This is a genomic window from Novosphingobium piscinae (genome assembly GCF_014230355.1).
Classification (GTDB): Bacteria; Pseudomonadota; Alphaproteobacteria; order Sphingomonadales; family Sphingomonadaceae; genus Novosphingobium; species Novosphingobium piscinae.
On sequence record NZ_JACLAX010000004.1, the window covers coordinates 76,140 to 97,639 of the forward strand.

General features: G+C 69.6%; 22 protein-coding genes and 3 tRNA genes. 15 read left to right on the plus strand and 10 right to left on the minus strand.

The window, feature by feature from the left end; all coding sequences use genetic code 11:
- Positions 1-678 (minus strand): response regulator transcription factor, encoded by a 678-nt coding sequence (locus H7F53_RS05585; RefSeq protein WP_185678496.1) that lies wholly within the window; start codon positions 676-678, stop codon positions 1-3.
- 89 nt (positions 679-767) lie between these two features.
- Entirely contained in the window at positions 768-1,091 is a 324-nt protein-coding gene (locus H7F53_RS05590; protein ID WP_185678497.1) for a PepSY domain-containing protein, read from the minus strand.
- A 119-nt stretch (positions 1,092-1,210) separates the two neighbouring features.
- On the opposite strand from H7F53_RS05590, the gene H7F53_RS05595 reads away from it, so the two are divergent.
- The gene (locus H7F53_RS05595; protein ID WP_185678498.1) at positions 1,211-3,007 is read left to right on the plus strand and encodes an ABC-F family ATP-binding cassette domain-containing protein; all 1,797 of its coding nucleotides are present in this window, start codon (positions 1,211-1,213) and stop codon (positions 3,005-3,007) included.
- A 34-nt stretch (positions 3,008-3,041) separates the two neighbouring features.
- Here H7F53_RS05595 and H7F53_RS05600 read toward each other — a convergent pair whose 3' ends face one another.
- Together H7F53_RS05600 and H7F53_RS05605 are read right to left on the minus strand one after the other, a co-directional pair.
- Positions 3,042-4,844 carry a DUF885 domain-containing protein gene (locus H7F53_RS05600; RefSeq protein WP_185678499.1) on the minus strand — a complete coding sequence of 601 codons (1,803 nt, stop codon included), beginning with the start codon at positions 4,842-4,844 and terminating at the stop codon, positions 3,042-3,044.
- A 104-nt stretch (positions 4,845-4,948) separates the two neighbouring features.
- A complete protein-coding gene (locus H7F53_RS05605; protein WP_185678500.1) occupies positions 4,949-5,425 on the minus strand; it encodes a DUF6456 domain-containing protein in 477 nt (158 codons plus the stop codon).
- A 111-nt stretch (positions 5,426-5,536) separates the two neighbouring features.
- On the opposite strand from H7F53_RS05605, the gene H7F53_RS05610 reads away from it, so the two are divergent.
- Both H7F53_RS05610 and H7F53_RS05615 read left to right on the plus strand, forming a co-directional pair.
- Positions 5,537-6,112 carry a helix-turn-helix domain-containing protein gene (locus tag H7F53_RS05610; protein ID WP_185678501.1) on the plus strand — a complete coding sequence of 192 codons (576 nt, stop codon included), beginning with the start codon at positions 5,537-5,539 and terminating at the stop codon, positions 6,110-6,112.
- An 8-nt stretch (positions 6,113-6,120) separates the two neighbouring features.
- Complete coding sequence (locus H7F53_RS05615) at positions 6,121-7,299, plus strand: glycosyltransferase (protein WP_185678502.1); 1,179 nt, start codon at positions 6,121-6,123, stop codon at positions 7,297-7,299.
- Between the two features lie 22 nt (positions 7,300-7,321).
- Here the strand turns inward: H7F53_RS05615 and secF are convergent, their stop codons facing one another.
- The 3 genes from secF to yajC are packed head-to-tail and all read right to left on the minus strand — an operon-like array spanning position 7,322 to position 10,303.
- Positions 7,322-8,299, minus strand: coding sequence for a protein translocase subunit SecF (secF, locus tag H7F53_RS05620; protein ID WP_185678503.1), 978 nt, complete (start codon positions 8,297-8,299; stop codon positions 7,322-7,324).
- A 13-nt stretch (positions 8,300-8,312) separates the two neighbouring features.
- Complete coding sequence (gene secD, locus H7F53_RS05625) at positions 8,313-9,920, minus strand: protein translocase subunit SecD (RefSeq protein ID WP_185678504.1); 1,608 nt, start codon at positions 9,918-9,920, stop codon at positions 8,313-8,315.
- 53 nt (positions 9,921-9,973) lie between these two features.
- Positions 9,974-10,303, minus strand: coding sequence for a preprotein translocase subunit YajC (yajC, locus tag H7F53_RS05630; protein ID WP_185678505.1), 330 nt, complete (start codon positions 10,301-10,303; stop codon positions 9,974-9,976).
- A gap of 213 nt (positions 10,304-10,516) precedes the next feature.
- Here yajC and H7F53_RS05635 point away from each other — a divergent pair.
- The 3 genes from H7F53_RS05635 to H7F53_RS05645 all read left to right on the plus strand — a co-directional run bounded on the left by H7F53_RS05635 (position 10,517) and on the right by H7F53_RS05645 (position 12,389).
- Positions 10,517-10,593 (plus strand) — tRNA-Pro (locus H7F53_RS05635).
- A gap of 187 nt (positions 10,594-10,780) precedes the next feature.
- Complete coding sequence (locus H7F53_RS05640) at positions 10,781-11,719, plus strand: NAD(P)H-dependent flavin oxidoreductase (RefSeq protein ID WP_185678506.1); 939 nt, start codon at positions 10,781-10,783, stop codon at positions 11,717-11,719.
- A gap of 13 nt (positions 11,720-11,732) precedes the next feature.
- Positions 11,733-12,389, plus strand: coding sequence for a flavin reductase family protein (locus tag H7F53_RS05645; protein WP_343061939.1), 657 nt, complete (start codon positions 11,733-11,735; stop codon positions 12,387-12,389).
- On the opposite strand, the gene H7F53_RS05650 is transcribed toward H7F53_RS05645, so the two are convergent.
- Complete coding sequence (locus H7F53_RS05650) at positions 12,386-13,162, minus strand: crotonase/enoyl-CoA hydratase family protein (protein ID WP_185678507.1); 777 nt, start codon at positions 13,160-13,162, stop codon at positions 12,386-12,388. The two genes, H7F53_RS05645 and H7F53_RS05650, sit on opposite strands and share 4 nt — an antisense overlap.
- Positions 13,163-13,333: 171 nt before the next feature.
- Between H7F53_RS05650 and H7F53_RS05655 the strand changes: the two genes are divergently transcribed.
- The 4 genes from H7F53_RS05655 to accC all read left to right on the plus strand — a co-directional run bounded on the left by H7F53_RS05655 (position 13,334) and on the right by accC (position 16,254).
- Positions 13,334-13,747, plus strand: coding sequence for a holin family protein (locus H7F53_RS05655; protein WP_185678508.1), 414 nt, complete (start codon positions 13,334-13,336; stop codon positions 13,745-13,747).
- Between the two features lie 118 nt (positions 13,748-13,865).
- Positions 13,866-14,300: a type II 3-dehydroquinate dehydratase gene (gene aroQ, locus H7F53_RS05660; protein WP_185678509.1), complete on the plus strand. Its 435-nt coding sequence runs from the start codon at positions 13,866-13,868 to the stop codon at positions 14,298-14,300.
- A 153-nt stretch (positions 14,301-14,453) separates the two neighbouring features.
- Positions 14,454-14,900: an acetyl-CoA carboxylase biotin carboxyl carrier protein gene (gene accB, locus H7F53_RS05665; RefSeq protein ID WP_185678655.1), complete on the plus strand. Its 447-nt coding sequence runs from the start codon at positions 14,454-14,456 to the stop codon at positions 14,898-14,900.
- A 4-nt stretch (positions 14,901-14,904) separates the two neighbouring features.
- A complete protein-coding gene (gene accC, locus H7F53_RS05670) occupies positions 14,905-16,254 on the plus strand; it encodes an acetyl-CoA carboxylase biotin carboxylase subunit (protein WP_185678510.1) in 1,350 nt (449 codons plus the stop codon).
- A gap of 45 nt (positions 16,255-16,299) precedes the next feature.
- Here the strand turns inward: accC and H7F53_RS05675 are convergent, their stop codons facing one another.
- Positions 16,300-16,767, minus strand: coding sequence for an Lrp/AsnC family transcriptional regulator (locus H7F53_RS05675; protein WP_185678511.1), 468 nt, complete (start codon positions 16,765-16,767; stop codon positions 16,300-16,302).
- Positions 16,768-17,038: 271 nt separating this feature from the next.
- Between H7F53_RS05675 and H7F53_RS05680 the strand changes: the two genes are divergently transcribed.
- The 4 genes from H7F53_RS05680 (at position 17,039) to H7F53_RS05695 (ending at position 20,001) form a co-directional block, all read left to right on the plus strand.
- Complete coding sequence (locus H7F53_RS05680) at positions 17,039-18,745, plus strand: HAMP domain-containing histidine kinase (RefSeq protein ID WP_185678512.1); 1,707 nt, start codon at positions 17,039-17,041, stop codon at positions 18,743-18,745.
- Between the two features lie 21 nt (positions 18,746-18,766).
- On the plus strand, positions 18,767-19,771 hold the full coding sequence (locus H7F53_RS05685; protein ID WP_246438579.1) for a polysaccharide deacetylase family protein: 1,005 nt from the start codon (positions 18,767-18,769) through the stop codon (positions 19,769-19,771).
- A gap of 48 nt (positions 19,772-19,819) precedes the next feature.
- Positions 19,820-19,895, plus strand: a tRNA-Ile gene (locus H7F53_RS05690).
- 29 nt (positions 19,896-19,924) lie between these two features.
- Positions 19,925-20,001: transfer RNA gene (locus H7F53_RS05695), tRNA-Pro, on the plus strand.
- Positions 20,002-20,066: 65 nt separating this feature from the next.
- Here H7F53_RS05695 and H7F53_RS17900 read toward each other — a convergent pair.
- Entirely contained in the window at positions 20,067-20,837 is a 771-nt protein-coding gene (locus H7F53_RS17900) for a LytTR family transcriptional regulator DNA-binding domain-containing protein (RefSeq protein ID WP_185678513.1), read from the minus strand.
- 121 nt (positions 20,838-20,958) lie between these two features.
- Here H7F53_RS17900 and H7F53_RS05705 point away from each other — a divergent pair, with 121 nt between their 5' ends.
- Positions 20,959-21,474 (plus strand): DUF2306 domain-containing protein, encoded by a 516-nt coding sequence (locus tag H7F53_RS05705; RefSeq protein WP_185678514.1) that lies wholly within the window; start codon positions 20,959-20,961, stop codon positions 21,472-21,474.
- Positions 21,475-21,500 lie beyond the last annotated feature (26 nt).

Consider the following 21,500-nt stretch of genomic DNA (forward strand, 5'->3'; position numbering starts at 1 on the left):
TCAGCCACGCGGCGCTTCGGCGGGATCGTCGAGGCTGTAGCCCAGCCCGCGGATCGTGGTGATCACGTCGGCGCCCAGTTTCTTGCGGATGCGGGTCACGAACACCTCGATCGTATTCGAATCGCGGTCGAAGTCCTGGTCGTAGATGTGCTCGATCAGCTCGGTGCGGCTCACCACCTTGCCCTTGTGGTGGAGCAGATAGGACAGGAGCTTGTACTCCTGCGCGGTGAGCTTGACCGGCTCGCCCTTGAGCGTGACCCGCCCCGAGCGGGTGTCGAGCCGCACGTCGCCGGCGGTCAGCTCGCTGGACGAATTGCCCGAGGCGCGGCGGATCAGCGCGCGCAGGCGGGCGATCAGCTCCTCGGTCTGGAACGGCTTGGCGAGGTAGTCGTCCGCCCCGGCATCGAGCCCGGCGACCTTGTCCGACCAGCTGTCGCGCGCGGTCAGGACCAGCACCGGGAAGTTGCGCCCTTCCTTGCGCCACATGCCCAGCACGGTCAGCCCGTCGATCTCGGGCAGGCCGAGGTCGAGCACGACCGCGTCGTACTCCTCGGTCGAGCCCATGAAATGCCCGTCCTCGCCGTCGGTCGACAGGTCGACCGCATAGCCGGTCTGCTCCAGCGTCGTCTTGAGCTGACGGCCCAGGGTGGGTTCGTCTTCGACGATGAGGATGCGCATGCTCGGATTCCCTGGACTATGGCTGGTGTGCCGGCGTGATGCGAAGAAAGCCTGAAGGCGTCAACCCGCGCGCCCCACAGCACCGATGGTCAGCGTCGCCCCAGCACCTCGCCGGTGCGGGCATCGACGTCGACGAAGACCACCCGGCCATCGCGGATGAACTTGAGGCGATAGGCCATGGCGGTGGGATCATACTCGGGACCCAGATACTGCATCCCCGCCATCATCGGCAGGACCCGCCCCTCGATCTCGCGCAGCGGCCGGACATTGCCCGCGCGCATGTCGCGGCGCACCTGGCCCTGCTCGCCCCCGGGGGCGGCCCGGGCGGGACTTGGCAGCGAGACCAGCCCGGACAGGGCCATGCCGGCAAGGAGAACCACTGTGGACAGGATCGGAACGGACCAGCGCTTCATCACGGCACGATGCCTAAGAGACTGGCGTTGAACAAGGTGTGAATGGCGTAGGGCCGCGCGCCGGCCGCTGCGCGGGCACAGCCCTTGCCTTCGCCTGCCCTGCCGCCTAACGCCCCGCCATGGCCGCCGCACCGATCCTCTCCTGGGAAGGCCTCAGCCTGCAGCAAGGCTCAGGCTGGCTCTTCCGCGATCTCGACCTGCATATCGCCCCGCGCGACCGGCTGGCGCTGATCGGACGGAACGGCGCGGGCAAGACCACGCTGCTCAAGCTGATCGGCGGCGAGGTCGAGGGCGACAGGGGCACCCGTTCGGTCCAACCCGGCACACGCATCGTCATGCTCGAGCAAGACCCGTTCTTCACCGGCTTCGAGACGCTGCTCGACTTCGCCCTGTCGGGCCGGGACGCGCCGCCCCGACACGAGGTCGAAGCGATCGCCGGCCAACTCGGCATCGACCTGTCGCGCCCGGCCGAAAGCGCCTCGGGCGGCGAACGGCGGCGCGCTGCCCTCGCCCGCGCGCTCGCCAGCGAGCCTGACCTGCTGCTGCTCGACGAACCGACCAACCACCTCGATCTCGCGGCAATCGAATGGCTGGAGGGCTGGCTCCAGCGCTACACCGGCGCTTTCGTCGTGATCAGCCACGACCGCACTTTCCTTGAGCGCCTGACCCGCGCCACCCTGTGGCTCGATCGCGGGGCATTGCGCCGCCGCGAGATCGGCTTCGGCGGTTACGAGGCGTGGATGGAAGCGGTCTATGCCGAGGAGGCCCGCGCCGCCGAGAAGCTCGACGCCAAGCTCAAGATCGAGGCACACTGGCTGGAGCGCGGGGTCACCGCGCGGCGCAAGCGCAACATGGGCCGGCTGGAGAAGCTCTACGAGATGCGCGCCCAGCGCGCGGCGATGCTCAGCCCGCAAGGCGCGGCCAAGCTCGCATTGGCCAGCGACGATGCCAAGAGCAAGGCGGTGATCGTCGCCGACAAGGTTACCAAGCGCTTCGGCGACCGGACCATCGTCGGCAATTTCAGCCTGCGCATCACCCGGCGCGACCGGATCGGGCTGGTCGGCGCCAACGGCGCCGGCAAGACCACCCTGCTCAAGCTCCTGACCGGCAGCCTTGCCCCCGACAGCGGTACGGTCACCCTCGCCAAGACGCTGACCCCGGTCATCATCGACCAGCAGCGCAGCCTGATGGCCCCGGACAAGCGGGTGCGCGACGTGCTGGCCGAGGGCGGCGACTGGATCGACGTGCAGGGCGTGCGCAAGCATATCCACGGCTATCTCAAGGACTTCCTGTTCGATCCCGGCATGGTCGAGGCCCGCGTCGGGACGCTCTCGGGGGGCGAACGTTCACGGCTGCTGCTGGCCCGCGAGTTTGCCCGGTTCTCCAACCTGCTGGTGCTCGACGAGCCGACCAACGATCTCGACCTCGAGACGCTCGACCTGCTGCAGGAGGTGATCTCGGACTATGACGGCACGGTCCTGATCGTCAGCCATGACCGCGACTTCCTCGATCGCACCGTGACTGTCACGCTCGGCATGGACGGCTCGGGCAAGGTCGATGTGGTCGCCGGCGGCTATGCCGACTGGGAGAAGCAACGCAAGGCCCGGCTGGCGGGGAAACCCGTGGCGCGGGGCGAGACCGCCGGCAAGACCGCCGCCGCCCCGCCCGCTCCGCCGCCGCCGAAGCGGACGAAGTTGAGCTACAAGGACCAACGCGACTACGAACTGCTGCCCCAGCGGATCGAGGAACTGTCGGCCGCGATCGCGCGCGACGAGGCTCTGCTCGCCGATCCCGCGCTCTATGCCCGCGATCCGGCCCGGTTTGCGGCGCTGACCGCCGCTATCGACCGCGCCCGGACCGAGAAGGACGCCGCCGAAGAGCGCTGGCTGGATCTGGCCGAGCAGGTTGAGGGCTGACGGCGGACGCCGCCAGCCCCCGCTCACCCGTCGGTCACCCCGCCGCCAGACGCGCTGCGATCCGCTCATCGACCCTGCGCTCGAGCAGGGCGAGCGGCATGGCCCCTTCGAGCAGGACCTCGTGGAACCAGCCAAGGCTGAACTTCGCGCCCAGCCGGCGCTGAGCCCGGTCGCGCAGCTCGAGCCACTTGTTGTGACCGATCTTGTAGCTGCAGGCCTGGCCGACCGAGGCACAGTAACGCTCGATCTCGCGCTGGCTGCGCCCCTGGGTGAAGCCGGTGGTCTCAACCATGTAGCGCGTCGCCTGTTCGCGGCTCCAGCGTTTGTGATTGAGCCCGGTATCGACCACCAGCCGGGTCGCGCGGAACAGGAACGACTGAAGGTAGCCGGCCCGCTCGATCCCGTCGTACCCCCCCAGCTCGTCGGCCAGTTGTTCGGCGTAGAGCGCCCAGCCCTCGCCGTAGGACGATATGTAATAGGACTGCAGCAGCTTCGGCAGGTCGCCGCCCAGGCGGGCCGAGCCGATCTGCAGGTGATGGCCCGGCACGCCCTCGTGATAGGTCAGCGAACGCTGCTGATACTTCGGCCAGTCGGCCGTGTCCTTCAGGTTGATCCAGTAGATCGCCGGGCGCGTACCATCGAGCGCGGACGGGTTGTAGTATCCGTTGGGTGCACCATCCTGGATGTCCGGCGGAACCCGTCGCACGTCGAGCGCCTCGCTCGGCAGGCGGTTGAAGGCCTTGGGCAGCAGCGTGGTCATCCGCCCGACATCGGCATTGAGCGAGGCGATCAAGGCGGCGCGGCCGGCGTCGGTATTGGGGAACAGCTGGTCGGCGGCGGTATTGAGCGCGACGAGCCGGGCCCCGACGCTGCCCTGGGTATAGCCGGCGCTGCGCAGCACCGCATCGAGCCGCGCGGTCAGTTCGGCAACCTGCTCCAACCCGATGCGATGAACCTCATCGGGGGTCAGGCTGGTCGTCGTGGCATGGCGCAGCGCCATCGCATAAATCGCATCGCCGTCACGCAGCCGCCAGGCGCCGTCCCCGGCCGGGGTGGAGCGCTTGAGCGTCTCGACCAGGGCGATCTGGCGATCGAGCGCCGGATAGACCGCGGTGGCAACGATCTGCGTGGCGCGCCGCGCCCAGTCGCCGGGCAGGCCCTTGGCGGTGGCACGCTGCACCAGCGAGAGCACCAGCCCGTTCTGTTCTGGCGGCACCTCGCGCAGCTTGCGCATCTGGCCCAGCGCAAGGTCGAGCGACCAGACCGGTGCGATCACCCCGCGCCCGGCCCGGTTGCGCTGCACCTCGCTTTCCGCATCGAGCGCGCCGGCGAAGCCGGTGAGCCGCGCGATATAGGCCTCGGCATCGGCGACGGTTTCGATCGTGTGCTGGTTGGCGAGAAAATCCGGGATCCCGAAATAGGCCCCGTCCTGTTGCGAGATCGGATAGGGGCTCTGCGCGCTGCTCAGCCCGAAGGCATCCGGTTCAAGCTGCACTTCGGCGCGGTAGAGCGCGACCTCGCGGTAGCGCCGGGCCTCCGGGCCGAGGCTGGCCGGAGCGATCGCGCGCAGCTCGTCACGGGCCGCCCGGTTGAACCGCAGCATGGTCTGGCGCCCGCCTTCGCCATAGTCGTTCAACTGGCTCTTGAGCGCGGCATAGGGGCCCTTGTCGAGCCCGAGGGCAGTGGCCTGCTCCGGCTGGAGCATCAGTTCGCCGAAGTACTGGCGGTCGAGCGCGGACACCAGGCGGGCATCGGCCGGGGCGGCGGCGAGGACACCGGTTGCCCGGCTCGCCAGGGCCACGGCGGCGGTGCCACCCAGAAAATGCCGACGGTCCATGAACTCTCCTCAAGACGTTTCAATTGTGACCTGTTGGCACAGCCACCCCACGCCGGGCAAGCCGACACCGGATCCCAAGCGTCTGGCGCCCCACGGCATTTTGTTCAGGGTAGGCGATAGAACCCGGCCACCCGCTCCAGCGCGAAGCGGAGCACCAGCTTGCCGCTACGGCTTGGCCAGCCCAGCCCGCGCTCGGCATCGGCCAGGCTTTCCCCGGCGCAGACCACCCGCCACAGCACGTCGGCAAGCCCGGTACCGGCGGCTGCCACGGCGCGTTCGAAACGGTCGCGCGCCACCAGCTGACGCTCGCTGGCGTGAAGCCCTGCGCCGGCCGCCGCGGTGCCGGCCACGCGCACCGGATCCCAGCGCATGGTGACCGCCGGCGCCAGCTGCGCGGCCTCATAGTCGCGGCGCAGGCACTCCCCTGCCGCCAGCTCCCGATCGGACAGGTGCCCGCGCGCATGCAGCCAGGTCAGCGGCGATTCGGCGAGGTTGACTGTCAGGCTGCGGCCCCGCGGCTCCGGCGGCCGCGGGCCAGGTCCGACCGGGGTCCATTCACGTTCGACCAAATCGCGCTTCATCGCCGGGGTGCTCCTGCCAAAGGTGTGGGAGGGGCTTGAGGTGCCAAGACCGGCGGGTTGTAGGAAAGCGGAAACACCCATACGGTTATCCGAGGCCAGGGGTGCACACGCATGATCAACCGCATACGCGACATCCGCAAGGACAAGGGCCTGACCCTGGCCGAAGTTGCCGAACGCTGCTCGCCGCCGACCACCGCCCAGACCATCGGCCGGCTCGAGACGGGCATGCGCCAGCTCTCGCTCGCCTGGATGAACCGCATCGCCGCCGCACTGCAGGTCGATCCGCAGCTGCTGGTGCGCAGCGAGCACGGGCAGGCGCCGACGACCGTGGCCCGGCTGACCGAGACCGGCGCGGAAGCGCTCGGGCAACCGCGCGAGGCCCTGCTGCCCACCCAGCTGACCGGCGAGGAGCCGCTGATCGCCATCGTCATCGAGACGAGCACCGGCGAGTACCGCGCCGGCGACCAATTGTGGTTGCGGCAGATCGCCAACGATGCCGGCTGGGGCCGCCTGCTCAACCGCGACGTGCTGGTGCCGCGCCCCGCCGGCCGGTTCGCCTTCGGGAGGCTGGTCGACCGTGACGGCCGGCGTCTCGCGGTCCTGCCCCCCGGGATCGGCCAGCGCCAGATCGTGATCGAGAATCCCGCCTGGCTGGCCGTGGCGGCAATGCTCGTCCGCCCGCTTTGAGCACGACCATGGCCCGCCTGCGAGTGCTGTCGCTGGCCACGCTTTACCCGCATGGCGCGGCACCCAACTTCGGGGTTTTCGTGGCGCGGCAGATGGAGGCGGTGATGCGCAGCGGCGCGGTCGACCTGACCGTGATCAACCCGCTGGGCCTCCCGCCCTTCCCGCTCGACCGACATCCCCGCTACCGCACCGTTGCCGCCCTGCCCGAGGCCGAAACCTGGCACGGCGTCCCCGTGCTGCGGCCACGCTTCCGCCTGCTCCCGGCGATCGGCGGCCGGTTCAACGCCGGGGCGGTGCTGCGCGCGGTCTTGCCGATCGCGCGCCGGCTTCACGCCGCCGCGCCATTCGACCTGATCGACGCCCAGTTCTTCTATCCCGACGGTCCGGCCGCAGTGCGGCTGGCGGCCGACCTTGGCCTGCCCAGTTCGATCAAGGCCCGCGGCGCCGATATCCACCATTGGGGCCGGGCACGCGGCACGGCGGGGCAGGTACGGGCCGCGGGGCAGGCCGCGAGCGGGCTGCTCGCTGTCTCAGCCGGGCTGGCCGAAGACATGGCCGGGCTGGGTCTGCCGCGGGAGCGGATCGCACTGCATCGCACCGGGCTCGACCGTACGCTGTTCAGGCCACTCGACCCGGCCGCAAGCCGCGCGGCACTGGACCTGCCCGCAGCGGGGCCGGTTCTGGCGACGGTGGGGGCACTGATCCCGCGCAAGGGTCAGGTCCATGTGATCGAAGCGCTTGCCCGCTTGCCGGACGCTACGCTGGTGCTGGCCGGCGCCGGACCGGACGAGGCGGCGTTGCGCCGGCGAGCCGCGGAAGTGGACGTGGCGCAGCGGGTGCGCTGGCTCGGTGCCGTGCCGCACGACCGGCTGCCACTGGTGCTGTCGGCCGCCGATGTCTTCGTACTGCCCAGCGCCAGCGAAGGTCTGGCCAATGCCTGGGTCGAAGCTCTGGCCTGCGGCACCCCGGTGGTCACCACCCCGATCCCCGGGGCCGTGGAACTCCTTACCGATCCAACCTGGGGCCGCTTCGCCGGCCGGGACGCAGCCGAGATCGCGGCCGCGGTCACAGCGCTGCTCGCTGCTCCGCCACCGCGCGAGGCGGTGGCGCGGGCGGTAGCCGGGTTCAGCTGGGAGGCCAATGCCGCCGCGCTGGTCGCCCACTGGGCCACACTGGCGGGACGCTAAGCCGGGATGCCGACCCCGCGGCTCAGCCCTGCTCGCGGGCGAGACGCTCCTGCTTCTCGAGCGCGGTTTCGGTCGGAACGAAGCTCTTCGGCGTGACCTTCAGCCAGATCAGGATGGGTGCGGCCATGTAGATCGAGCTATAGGTACCGACAAAGATGCCCAGCGTGATCGCCGCGGTGAAGCCGAAGATCACGTTGGGACCAAGCAGCAGCAGCGCCACCAGCGTGATCAGCATCGACAGCGAGGTCACGATCGTGCGCGCGAGCGTCTCGTTGACCGACAGGTCGAGCAGCTCGGGCAGCGGCATCTTGCGGTACTTCTTGAGGTTCTCACGGATGCGGTCGTAGACCACGATGGTGTCGTTGAGCGAATAGCCGATCAGCGTCAGGAGCGCGGCGACGATGTTGAGGTCGAACTCCATCTGGGTGATCGCGAAGAGCCCCAGCGTCAGCGTCACGTCATGGACCAGCGCGAACAGCGCGCCCACGCCGAACTGCCATTCAAAGCGGATCCAGATATAGGCGGCCACCGCAAGCGCGGCGAGACCCAGCGCCTGGAACGCGGTCCAGCCGAGCTCCTTCGACACCTTGCCGGAGACCGAATCGACCCCGTCGATCCGCACGTCGGCGTGCTTGGCCTTGATGCTGGCGGTGATGGTCTTGGCCATGGCATCGGCCAGCCCGGCGTCCTTGTCCGAGCCTTCCGGCAGCTTCATCCGGATCGAAACCTCGTTCGGCTTGCCGAACTGCTGGATGATCGGCTCGCCGAAGCCAAGCGCGGTCACCTCCTCGCGCAGCACGGCGACCGGCGCCGCGGCCGACTGGGTGAAGGTGACGCGGATCATCTGCCCGCCGACGAAATCGACGCCCATGTTGAGCCCGCGGGTCATCACCAGGGTGATGCTCGCCGCCATCAGCAGCAGGCTGACCACGTAAAACGGCACCCGCCAGCGCAGGAAGCGGATATTGGTGTTGTCGGGGACGAGCTTCAGCAGTTTCATCGTCGGCTCTCCCTTACAGCGCGATTTCGGTCGGGCGGGCGCGGCGGAGCCAGTTCGCCACCCACATCCGGGTCATCGTGACAGCGGTGAACACCGAGGTGACGATCCCGATAACCAGCACCACCGCGAAACCCTTCACCGGACCGGAGCCGAAGAAGAACATCAGCGCCGCGGCAATGACGTTGGTGATATTGGCGTCGAAGATCGCGCGGCTGGCTTCCTTGTAGCCCATCTCGACCGCCTGGACGACCCGGCGGCCGCGATGGCGCTCCTCGCGGATGCGCTCGTTGATCAGCACGTTGGCGTCGACCGCGGCGCCGATCGTCAGCACGAAGCCGGCAATCCCGGGGAGGGTCAGCGTGGTGTTGGCCACGGCCATGATCCCGAGGATCATCAGCACGTTCACCACCAGCGCCGCGCAGGCATAGACCCCGAAGCGGCCATAGGTGACGAGGATGAACACCGCCAGCGCGGTGGTCCCCACCAGCATGGCGAGCATGCCCTTCTTGATCGAGTCGGCGCCGAGGTCGGGACCGACCGAGCGCTCCTCGACCACCTTGAGATCGACCGGGAGGGCGCCCGAACGCAGCGAGATCGCCAGCTGGTTGGCGCTCTCTACGGTGAAGCTGCCCGAAATCTGCGCGCTGCCGCCAAGGATCGGCTCGTTGATGTTGGGCGCCGAGATGACCTTGCCGTCGAGGATGATCGCAAAGGGCTTGCCGACGTTCTCGCTGGTCAGCTTGGCGAACTTGGCACCGCCGGCCTGGTCGAAGGTGATCGACACGACGGGCTGGTTGTTCTGCTGCTCGAAGGTCTGCTGCGCATTGGTCAGCTGATCGCCCTTGATCCCGCCCAGCCGGCGCACGGCCAGGGTGGGTGGGCCGCCACAGGCCCGCGCATCGGCGCAGGGCACGATCTGGCTGCCCGGCGGGACAATGCCCTGGGCCAGGTCGGTCGGGCTCGCCGTGGCGTCGACCAGCTTGAATTCCAGCTTGGCGGTCTGTCCGAGCAACGCCTTGAGCGCCGCCGGATCCTTGAGCCCGGGCACCTGCACCACGATCCGCTGTGCGCCCTGGCGGATGATCGTCGGCTCGCGGGTGCCCAGTGCGTCGATGCGCTTGCGCACCACCTCGGTGGCGGTATCCATGGCCTGGGTCACCGCCAGGTCGATCCCGGCCTGGGTCGGGGTCAGCACGAGGCGGCTGCCATCGAGCACCTGGATGTCCCAGTCACGCTGACCGGTGAGCTGCGCGCCGTTGGTCAGCGGCAGCATCGCTTCGCGGGCCTTGTCGAGCTGCGCCGGGTCCTCGACCATGAAGCTGACCGAGCCGTCCTTGGTCGAGATGTCGCCGACCCGCACGTCCGGGGCGTTCTGCTTGAGCCGCTGGCGGACGTCCTCGTCCATCGCCTCGAGCCGCTGGCGCTTGACCTGATCGGGGTTGGCCTCGAGCAGGATGTGGCTGCCACCCGCGAGGTCGAGCCCGAGGTTGACCTCGGGCCGCGGCAGCCCGGAGGGCCAGCGCAGATTGGCGAAGGCGAAGATGGAAGGCAGCGCGGCCAGGATCGCCAGGGCGGCGAGCGACCAGTAGAAGGCCTGCTTCCAGCGGGGAAAATCGAGCATCTGTTTCAGCCGTCCTGCTGCAGGGTGTCAGCGATCACCGGACCCGGGCGGGCTCAGTCGTTCGCGGCGACGCCGCCGGGTTGCATCACGTCGGCGATCGTCGCGCGCACCGCACGGACCTTCACGTTGGGCCCAAGTTCCAGGTCGACATAGAGATCCTCGACCTTGGTCACCTTGCCGATCAGCCCGCCCGCGGTGACGACCTGATCGCCCTTCTTGATCGCGGCCAGCTTGGCGCGCTGCTTCTTCTGCTGCTGCATCTGCGGGCGCAGGAGCAGGAAGTAGAAGACCAGGCCCATCCCAAGGAACGGAACAAAGCTGGTCCACGCTGGCGGCGCACCGGCGGTGGCGGCGGCAAGAAGACTGAGGGTCGCGCTGCTCATGGGACTGGATCGGCTTTCTATGGCGGGGCACCGGTACCGGACGCTCGCACCCGCTGGTGCAAGGCCGGCCCGGCCGGAATGGGGCGCGGTTAGCAGCAATGTCGGGGCGTGGCAACGCGGCGACCGCCGGGCAGCGCCCAGGCCAATTGCACCGAGACCGCTCATGCGCGCTTGCATCGGCGGGAAGCCCTGCCTATAGGGCGCCGCTCCGGTCGGGACGTAGCGCAGCCTGGTAGCGCATCACACTGGGGGTGTGGGGGTCGGAGGTTCGAATCCTCTCGTCCCGACCAAAATTTTCTTCACATCGCCGGCACCCCGCTTCCGCTACGGCACGCCGCCGTCGCCCGGGGGCGGCGCGTTCCGGCATCGCCGGCACGGCCTGGCGGGCGCTTGTTCGGTCCCGGGGGATTTGTTAGCCCCGCGCCCACACAGCGCCGCCCCGCTCGCGGCGGCCACCCGCGGACGAGGACCCCGACCATGAGCCTGCCGGCCCTGTTGCAAAACCGCCTGTCGTTGCCGGTGATCGGCTCGCCAATGTTCATCATCTCGCAGCCCGAGCTGGTGCTGGCGCAGTGCCGCGCCGGGGTGGTCGGCTCGTTCCCCTCGCTCAATGCCCGCAGCGCCGCCATCCTCGATGACTGGCTGCTGCGCCTGACGCAGGAGCTGGACGAGAGCGCCGCACCCTTTGCCGTCAACCTGATCGTGCACCGCAGCAACGCGCGGCTCGAGGAGGACCTGGCGCTGTGCGTCAAGCACCGCGTGCCGATCGTCATCACCTCGCTTGGCGCGCGCGAGGACGTCAATGCGGCGATCCGTGGCTATGGCGGGATCGTGCTGCACGACGTGATCGACGACCGCTTCGCCCGCAAGGCGATCGAAAAGGGCGCCACCGGGCTGATCGCGGTGGCGGCAGGGGCCGGCGGGCATGCCGGCACGCTTTCGCCCTTCGCTCTGGTGCAGGAGATCCGCGCCTGGTTCGACGGCCCGCTGGCCCTGTCCGGCTCGATCGCCAACGGCCGCGCCGTGCTCGCCGCGCAGGCGATGGGGGCCGACCTGGCCTATGTGGGATCGGCATTCATCGCCACCCACGAGGCGGTGGCCGATACCGCCTACAAGCAGATGCTGGTCGACTGCTCGGCCGCCGACATCCTCTATTCCAACCTGTTCACCGGGGTCCACGGCAACTACCTGCGCCCATCGATCGAACGGGCCGGGCTCGATCCGGACAACCTGCCCCAATCCGATCCCAGCAAGATGAACTTCGCCGAGCTGTCCGAAGGCAAGAAGGCCTGGCGCGACATCTGGGGCTGCGGCCAGGGGATCGGCGCGGTCGATGCCGTGGTCGGCGCGGCCGAGCTGGTCGCCCGGCTGCAGCGCGAATATGCCGCGGCGCGCGGCGCGCTCTGCGCCGCCTGACCGGGGCCGCCCCGTGCACTTCGTGATGGGCGATCTGCCAGCGCGCGATCGCTACAAGCTGCTGGTCTCCACTGTGGTCCCGCGGCCGATCGCCTGGGTCACGACGATGAGCCCCGCGGGCACGGTCAATGCCGCGCCCTACAGCTTCTTCAATGCGATGGGCGACGATCCGCCGCTTCTGGTGCTGGGCCTGATGAAGGATGGCGCGACCGGCGACGACAAGGATACGGCGACGAACATCCTCGCCACCGGTGAATTCGTGGTCAATCTGGTGGGCGAACCCGATGCCGCCGCGATGGTCCGCTCGGCCGCGCCCGTGCCCCGCGTGCTCAGCGAGATCGACTATGCCGGGATCGCCACCGCGCCAGCGCTGCGCGTCGCACCGCCGCGCATCGCCTCCGCGCCGGTCAGTTTCGAATGTGTCCGGCGCGAGACGGTGACGATCGGCACCGGGCAGGTGATCGTCATCGGCGAGGTCCTGGTGACCCACGTGGCCGATGCCTTCGTGACCGATCCGAAGCGGCTTCACCTCGACACCACCGCCATGCACCTGATCGCACGCATGCACGGCGCGGACCGCTACCTGCGCACCACTGACCAGTTCGCCCTGCCGCGCGAGCCCTACGACCCGGCGCGCCTCGAGGGATCGGAAACGCCGCCCGCCGCCTAGCCGGAGGCGGACCGCGCCGCGGCGGCGCGCAGCGCCGCATGGTGGTCGGGCGAGCGCAGCAGCCGGGTCTGGGTCTCGGCCTCGGCCAACAACAGCGCGGCGTCGCTGGTCTCCCAAGACACATTGCACAGCTGCTTCGCCGCGCGCACCGCCGCAGGGGGACCGGCAGCGATGGCGCGGGCCAGTTCGAGCGCCCGCGCCTGCGGGTCCGCGGCAACGTGGCTGGCCAGCCCCACGCGCAGTGCCTCCTCGGCGCCGACGCGGCGCCCGGTGTAGACCAGTTCGCGCAGATGATCATCGCGGACCAGCCCGCGCGCCAGGGCGAAACCGGCCATATCGGGCACCAGCCCCCAGCGGATCTCCATCAGCGCCACTTCGGCATCGGGGGCCAGGATGCGGAGATCGGCGCCGAGCATGATCTGGCAGCCCGCGCCGAAGGCATAGCCATGCACGGCCGCGATCACCGGGACCGGCAGGGTGCGCCAGCCCCAGGCAACATGCTGCAGCAGGTTGGCCGCGCCATGGGTCCGTGTCACCAGGTCCGCGACGAGCGGCGAGCCCGCAAGGCTCTGCAGGTCGGCCCCGACGCAGAACGCCCGGCCCTCGCCCGACAGCACCACGCAGCGCAGGTCCGGCATGCCGCTCAGGGCATCGATCGCCTCGGCCAGGGCCACGAACTGCGCCGCGTCGAGCGCGTTGAGCTTGTCGGGCCGGTTCATCCGGACCTCGGCGATGCCCTCGTTCACTGTCAGCGTGACCCTGTCATCGGTCATGTCTTCTGCCCTGCTCCTGCCTGTTTCGGTAAGGACCTCCGGCCCGAAAGGGCCAGGACGATGCCACCAAGACTAGGCGATCCACGCGCCAAGGCAACGCGCCTGCCCGATTTTCCTACTCGCCGTCGCCGGGTTAGATGGTGGGGTCTTCCCACCCAAGGAGGACCTGCCATGGCCATCTTCGATGCACTGCTCGCCCCGATCAGCACCCTGATCGACAAGATCGTACCCGATCCAAAGGCTCGCGATGCCGCCAAGCTCGAACTGCTGCGGCTGCAGGGCAGCCAGGAGCTGGAGCTGCTCAGGACCCAGCTGTCGGCGATCGTCGCCGAGGCCGGCGCGGCCGATCCCTGGACCAGCCGGGCCCGGCCGAGCTTTCTTTACGTGATGTACGCACTGATCCTGCTGGCCGTGCCGATGGGGGTGGTCGCGGCGTTCCGTCCGGACATGGCCGAGGCGATCGGGCGCGGCATGACCGCCTATCTCAACGGACTGCCCGAACCGCTATATGCTCTGTTCGGCACCGGCTACCTCGGCTACACGGCGGCGCGGCAGTGGGGCAAGGCCCGCGGGACTGACCGCTGAGCCCAGCCGACCGAGAGCAAGACACCTGCCCCGCCTTGCGGAACGCGACGACAGAGCCCGGCTCTTTGCACTGGCGCACCAGCACACTAAGGTGGGCGCCAGTGCCACAGGGGTAGCCATGTCCAACCAGATCTTCGTCCTCAACGGACCCAATCTCAACCTGCTCGGCACGCGCGAGCCGGCGATCTACGGATCGACCACCCTCGCCGATATCGCCGCGCAACTCGAGGTGCGCGCGGCCGAGCTTGGTCTGGCGGTCGATGTCCGCCAGTCGAACCATGAAGGCACGCTGGTCGACTGGATCCACGAGGCCCAGGCCATCGGGGCCAGGGCGGTCCTGCTCAACGCCGGGGCCTACACCCACACCAGCGTCGCCCTGCTCGATGCGATCAAGGCGGTGACCGTCCCGGTGATCGAGGTCCACCTGTCCAACCCCCACACTCGCGAGGAATTTCGCCACGTCAGCTTCGTCGGGCGCGCCGCACGGGGCACCATCGCCGGGTTCGGGGCGCGCAGCTATGTCCTCGCGCTCGAGGCAGCGGCGGCCCTCTAGGAACGGTCGGCGCGGCCTGTCACGGGCTGTGCCGGAGGATAACCTGTCGCTTTGGCCTTGCCAGCGACCTTGCCGGCGGCCTACGGGGCGCCGAACAGCAGAAAACGGAAGGTTCGAATGGGTGATACCCCGGGCGCAGGCCGTAACGGCAAGATGAACATCGACAGCGCGCTGGTGCGCGAGCTGGCAGAGCTGCTGGCCGATACCGGACTGTCCGAGATCGAGGTCGAGGACGGCGATCGCAAGATCCGCGTCGCGCGGCAGCTCATCGCCGCCGCTCCGCTGGCCATGCCGGCACCCGTGGCACCCGCCACAGCCCCTGCCGCCGCCGCGGCCCCGGTGGCCGAGAGCGCTCCGGCTGCTCCGGTCGACGCAGTGAAGTCGCCGATGGTCGGTACGGCCTATCTGGCGCCCGAGCCGGGCGCCGCGAACTTCGTCGAGGTCGGCGCTGCGGTGAAGGCCGGGCAGACGCTGCTGATTGTCGAAGCGATGAAGGTGATGAACCCGATCGTCGCGCCAAAGGCCGGCACGATCACCGCGATCCTGATCGACAACGGGCAGCCGGTCGAATTCGACCAGCCGCTGGTCGTGATCGGCTGACGCAATGGCCATTCGCCGGCTGCTGATCGCCAACCGCGGCGAAATCGCCCTGCGCATCCACCGCGCGGCGCACGAGATGGGCATCGAGACGGTGGCGGTGCACTCCACCGCTGATGCCGACGCGATGCACGTCCGCCTGGCCGACCACGCGGTGTGCATCGGCCCGCCGGCGGCGCGCGATTCCTACCTGAACGTCGCCGCGATCATCTCGGCCGCCGAGATCACCCATGCCGACGCGATCCATCCGGGCTACGGCTTCCTCTCGGAGAACGCCCAGTTCGCCGAGATCGTCGAAACCCACGGGATCACCTGGATCGGGCCCAAGCCCGAGCATATCCGCACCATGGGCGACAAGATCGAGGCCAAGCGCACCGCCGGTGCGCTTGGCCTGCCACTGGTCCCGGGCTCGGATGGAGCGGTCTCCGACATCGCCGAAGCCCGGGCGATCGCCGAGGCGGCCGGCTATCCGGTGATCATCAAGGCCGCCTCGGGTGGCGGCGGGCGCGGGATGAAGGTCTGCACAGGCCCTGACGAGCTTGAAAGCCTGATCCAGCAGGCCGGCACCGAGGCCAAGGCCGCCTTCGGCGATGCCACGGTCTACATCGAGAAGTACCTCGGCAACCCGCGCCATATCGAGTTCCAGATCTTCGGTGACGGAAACGGCAATGCGATCCACCTCGGCGAGCGCGACTGCTCGCTGCAGCGCCGCCACCAGAAGGTGCTCGAGGAGGCGCCCTCGCCGGTCATCTCGTCGGACGAGCGCCAGCACATGGGCGGCGTCGTGGCCAAGGCCATGGCCGACATGGGCTATCGTGGCGCCGGGACGATCGAGTTCCTGTGGGAAGACGGCAAGTTCTACTTCATCGAGATGAACACCCGCCTGCAGGTGGAGCATCCGGTGACCGAGGCGATCACCGGGCTCGATCTCGTGCGCGAGCAGATCCGCATCGCGGATGGTCTGCCCCTGTCGGTCCGCCAGGAGGACATCGAGTTCAAGGGGCACGCGATCGAGTGCCGGATCAACGCCGAGGATCCGTGGACCTTCGCGCCTTCGCCGGGCGAGGTGAAAAGCTATCACGCCGCCGGCGGCATGCACGTGCGCGTCGATTCGGGGCTCTACGCCGGCTACCGGATCCCGCCCTACTATGATTCGATGATCGCCAAGCTGATCGTCTACGGCCGCACCCGCGAAGGCTGCATCATGCGCCTGCGCCGCGCGCTGGAGGAGATGGTGATCGAGGGGCCGAAGACCTCGATCCCGCTGCACCAGGCCCTGCTGCAGGAGCCCGACGTGCTCAGCGGCGACTATTCGATCAAGTGGCTGGAAGACTGGCTCGCCCGGCGCGAGAACTGATCACGCGGTCCGGCCGGGCCGGCTGTCCGGCCCGCACTGGGTGACTCAGCCGTCCATCGGGACGCCGGGAACCTGCTTCGCGGTGCGGATCGTCAGCGAGGTCTTGACGCTCGCCACGTTGGGAGCCGGGGTCAGCTTGCTGGTCAGGAACTCCTGGAAGCTCTGCAGGTCCTTGCTGACGATCTTGAGGATGAAGTCGATCTCGCCGTTGAGCATGTGACACTCGCGCACCTCGGGCAGGCCCTTCATGTGGTCCTCGAACTGGCGCAGCGCCTCCTCGGCCTGGCTCTTGAGCGAGACCAGCGCGAAGACGGTGATGGTGTAACCCAGCTTGGCGGCGTCAAGCTCGGCATGGTAGCCGCGGATCACCCCGGAATCCTCAAGTGCACGGACGCGCCGCAGGCACGGCGGCGCGGTCAGCCCGACGCGCTGCGCCAGGTCGACGTTCGTCATCCTGCCATCGTCCTGCAATTCGGCCAGCAAGCGCCGATCGATCTGGTCCAGGTTCGGCATTCCCACTCCACGTGTCCGCAATCTAATGGTGCCCGAGGCGCCATCTCGGCAACCTCTTGGCAGCTTGGGCGCCACATGCAACAACTTTGTTGTGCCGGGGCGCAACGATGGGCCTGTAGGCGGAAACTTTAGCGCGGCGGAGAGTTTTCCACGGAAACCGCTCCGCTTTGGAACACCGGGGTGCGGCGGGCCTTCCGGTTTGCCGGCGAGGTGCTAAGTCCGACCGGCGGGCGATCCGAGCGCTGCAGACCGCCGCCAGCCAGGAGCCACGATGTACGTCGACGATCGCCTCGCTACGGTGCTTGCCGTCAGCGCCACCGGCGAAAATCAGGCGCGCGTGCAGTTCCGCCAGCTGGTCGATCTGCTCGGCACCCTGCCCGCCGACGGTCGCGGACCGCTCGTCGATGCCGCCATGCTGCGCCTCGCGGAACTGGGGCGGCGCCTGTCGGCCGAGGATCGCGCTGTCGCGCTGGACCGGACCGGGGTACGGCTGCGCAACCCCCGGCTGGTGGCCGAACTCGCCTGCGACCATCCCCGGGTCGGCGCCGCCGCGGTCCGCAACGCGCGGCTCAGCGAGGAACAGTGGCTCGACATCCTGCCTGCGCTTCCCCCGGGCATGCGGGGTCTGCTGCGCCAGCGGCCGGATCTGGGCCCGGCCCTGGCGGAGCGGCTCGACCAGCTTGGCGCCGGCGGCCCCGGCCTGCCCGCGCCCGATGCCGCCGCAGCTCCGGCCGGAACCGGCGCAAAGGTCCTGCCACTGCGCGGACGGGGCGAGCCCGCGGCGCCCCCTGCCGGCGAACCGGCCGATGGGCCGCCGGGCGCGCGCGACGGGATCGGTGCCATCGTCCGGCGCATCGAGGCTTTCCGGCGCAGCCGCGAGGGCGCCCGGCCGGCGGCCAATGATGCCCCACTGCTGCCGCTGGTCGAGGAGCCCGAACAACCGCGGCTCCAGGCCTTCGCCTTCGCCTGCGACAGCGCCGGGCGGATCTGCTGGACCGATGCCCCGCTGGCCGGGATGGTGGTCGGCCTGCTGTTGCCGCTGGCCGAGCGGCCGGGCGGCGCGCTGGCCAGCGCGTTCCGGCGGCGCTTGCCGGTGCGCGGCGCGGTGATCGAACTGGGCGGGGCGCCGGCGCTGGCCGGACCGTGGCAGCTCGATGCCGCGCCCGAGTTCGACCGGGACGGCCACTTTACCGGCTATCTCGGCAAGGCCCGACGCCCGGTACCGGCCGCCCCGTCCGACGCGGTCAATCCCGAGGCGGTGCGGGTGCGCCAGATCCTTCACGAGCTGCGCACCCCGGTCAACGCGATCCAGGGTTTCGCCGAACTGATCCACCAGCAGCTGGTCGGGCCGGTGCCGCATGGCTACCGCGCGCTTGCCGCCAGCGTGGCGGCCGATGCGGCCCAGATGCTCGCCGGGTTCGACGAGCTCGAACGGCTCGCCCGGCTCGACAGCGCGGCCATGGTCCCTGAAACCGGCACCAGCGATCTCGCTGCCGTGCTCTCCGCGCTGATGCGCCAGCTAGAGCCCTTCACCGCCCCACGGCACAGCGGCTTCGTCTATACCGGCACGGACCAACCGGCTCTCGTCGAGCTGGCACCGGACGAGGCCGAGCGGCTTGGCTGGCGCCTGCTCGCCACCCTGGCCGGCGCGACCCGCCCGGGCGAGCTGCTGGACCTGGCCCTGCAGGTAGGCGGCGGCACGCTCACGCTCACCCTGGCCCTGCCCGAAGCGATCGCCGCCCTGCCCGATCCGTTCGAGGGCCCCGCTCCCGCCGCGCCGCAGGCGGTGTCCGGCGGACTGTTCGGCACCGGCTTCGCGCTGCGCCTTGCCGCGGCCGAGGCCCGCGGCGCCGGCGGCAGCCTGGTGTTCCGCGACGGTCATGCCGTGCTTTCCCTGCCCGCGGCGACCGCAGGGCGGTTGACCGGACCCGGCGAGCTACCTAACCCTGCGGCGTCAGGCGTCTCCAGCACCGGCTAGGGGGCCAGGGGGGACTTCCACTTGTCGATTGGCCGCGTCACCGATCCACCTGCCGCCGATGCGCTGGTGCAGTGGCCGGCCGACTTTGCCCCGCGCTTCCTCGTCACGGTCGATACCGAGGAAGAGTTCGACTGGACCGCGCCCTTTGCCGCCACCGGCCACACGCTCGACGCGGTCGGCGAACTCGGGACCTTCCAGCGGTTCTGCGAAGAGGCCGGGGTCGCGCCGGTCTACCTGATCGACTATCCGGTCGCCACCGATCCGCGCGCCGCCGAGGTGCTGCGCGATCCGGTCCGCGCCGGCCGCGCCGAGGTGGGCGTGCAACTCCACCCCTGGGTCAACCCGCCGCATGACGAGACGGTGACCGCGCACAACAGCTTTGCCGGCAACCTGCCCGAGCCGCTCGAACGGGCCAAGTTCGCCGCCCTGCGCGAGGCGATCGAGCGCAACTTCGGCCAGGCCCCGCGAATCTACCGCGCTGGTCGCTACGGGGTCGGCCCGGCCACCACGGCGATCCTGCGCGACCACGGCATCGCTGTCGACACCTCGGCCCGCTCCCGCTTCGACTACAGCGCCGGCGGCGGCCAGAACTTCCGCGACCTGCCGGTCCATCCCTGGTGGATCGGCTCGCCCGGCGGACTGATGGAACTGCCGCTGACCACGGTCTACTGGGGCCCGCTGCGCCGCTTCGGACCGGTGCTCTATCCCAAGTTGTGGCGCGCTCCGCGACTGCGCGGCGTGCTCTCGCGGCTCTGTGCGCTCGAGCGCATTCCGCTCACCCCCGAGGGCGTCAGCGCGGCCGAGGCGGTGCGCGGGATCGACTGCGCGCTGGCCGAGCGCGTGCCGGTGCTGGTGTTCTCGTTCCACAGCCCCTCGCTGCAACCCGGCCACACCCCCTATGTGCGGACCGAAGCCGACCTCGCGGCGTTCTACGAGTGGTGGCGCACGGTCTTCGCCGCGCTGGCCCGGCGCGGTGTCGCCCCCACCACCGTGGCCGAGATCATGGCCGCGGCGCGGCTTGCCTAACGCCCCCATCCCGGCTACCGCCCCCTCGTCAGTCGACGGCGTGGCCGGGGGCCTGTAGCTCAGCGGTTAGAGCAGGCCGCTCATAACGGCTTGGTCGCGGGTTCGAATCCTGCCGGGCCTACCACCGGTAGGCCGCCGACAGACACCCCAGGTCGGGGAGTGGCGCAGCCCGGTAGCGCGTCTGCTTTGGGAGCAGAGGGTCGCAGGTTCGAATCCTGTCTCCCCGACCAACTTCACTCAGGACATCTGGCGGGAGTGCCTCCAGGCCTGCCACCCGGCAAGCCATCCTGCCTGCTCATCTGCGCGTTGGCAGCCAGCCCCGGACGCGGACAGCCGCCAAGTGGCTTTCGCTCACCGGCAGGGTCGTGCCATCAGCCAGACAGAGCATCCAGCGCCGGCCCTGACGCCGGGCTTCCGCCACCGCCCCATCCGCGATCCATGCGCCGCGATGCACCTGGCAGCCGTCGAGCGCGGCCAGTTCGGCCAACGCGTCGCCGAAGCGGAACAGCACCAGCGGCCGGCTGCCATCGGCCAGGTGCAGCCGCAGGTAGTGGTCCTCGGCGGTCACGGCCAGCAGGCCGCGCAGATCGGGCAGGCCGGCCTTGGCCGCCAGCAGGCCAGGGCCGCTCGGCGCCACCACCCCGGTGCCGGCGCCGGGCCGGACCGGTGACAGCAGCGCGACGAGCACCGCGATTCCCGCCGCGATGACCAGCGCCGAAAGATAGAGACCGGCCCAGGGCATGGCCTTCGGCTGGCCGATCGCGCGATACATCAGGTCGATCTCGAGCGGCAGCGTGGCGTTGAGTAGCAGCGCGCCCGAGACCGCCACCAGCACGGCGCCGCGCCGGCTCCCGATCCGGGCTCCGGTCCAGCCATACCACAGCCACCACTTGACGCTGTTCCACCCGATCAGCACAAGCCAGAACACCAGACGGCTGGGCAGCGCCAGGTCGTGGGTGCGGAACGGCCCGGCGAGCACCGCAGCCAGAATCGCGAAAAGGGTGATGGCAAGCTGGGGCCGCAACGGCGGCGCGGCAGCAGGGTCGAGGCGCAGGGTCGATTCCACGAAGCGTCAATCCGGCAGCGACAGGGTTGGCGAAGACAACGGGAGCTTAGGCGAAAGCGGCCTTGAGGCAAGCCGGCAGGCTGGGTCACCGACCGGTCATCGCCAACCGAAAGGAGCCCCCATGCTTGCCAATCTGCCACCGTTGCTGCTGGCCCATCTTGCCGCCGCCCTGCTGGCCCTGCCCCTCGGATTCTATCAACTGGTCGCGCCGCAAGGGACGCCGGGCCACGCTCTCGCCGGCCGGATCTACGTTCCGGCCATGCTGGTGTGCAACCTGGCGGCCCTCGCCACCTTTGTCCCGGGCAGCAAGCGCACCCTGGCGCTGTCACCGTTCCATGTCCTCGCGCTGGTCAGCCTCTATTCGCTCGGCACCGGCATGCTGGCGCTGCGCCGCTGGCTGCGCGATCGCCAGCCGGCCGACCTCAAGGCCCACAAGGTCCAGATGGCCTACAGCTGGCTGGGGCTGCTGATGGCCGGGGTGAGCCAGGTCCTCGTCAATGACCGCTTCGGCATCGCCCCGGCCTTCGAACCGGTCCGCTTCTGGACCAGTTTCGCTATCATCAATCTTGCGCTCTACGCCGTGGGGAGCTGGTGGATCTTCGGACGATTGCTGGCGCGGCCAGACCCGACGCGCTGAACCCCATCGCTATCACGCCTCGCGGC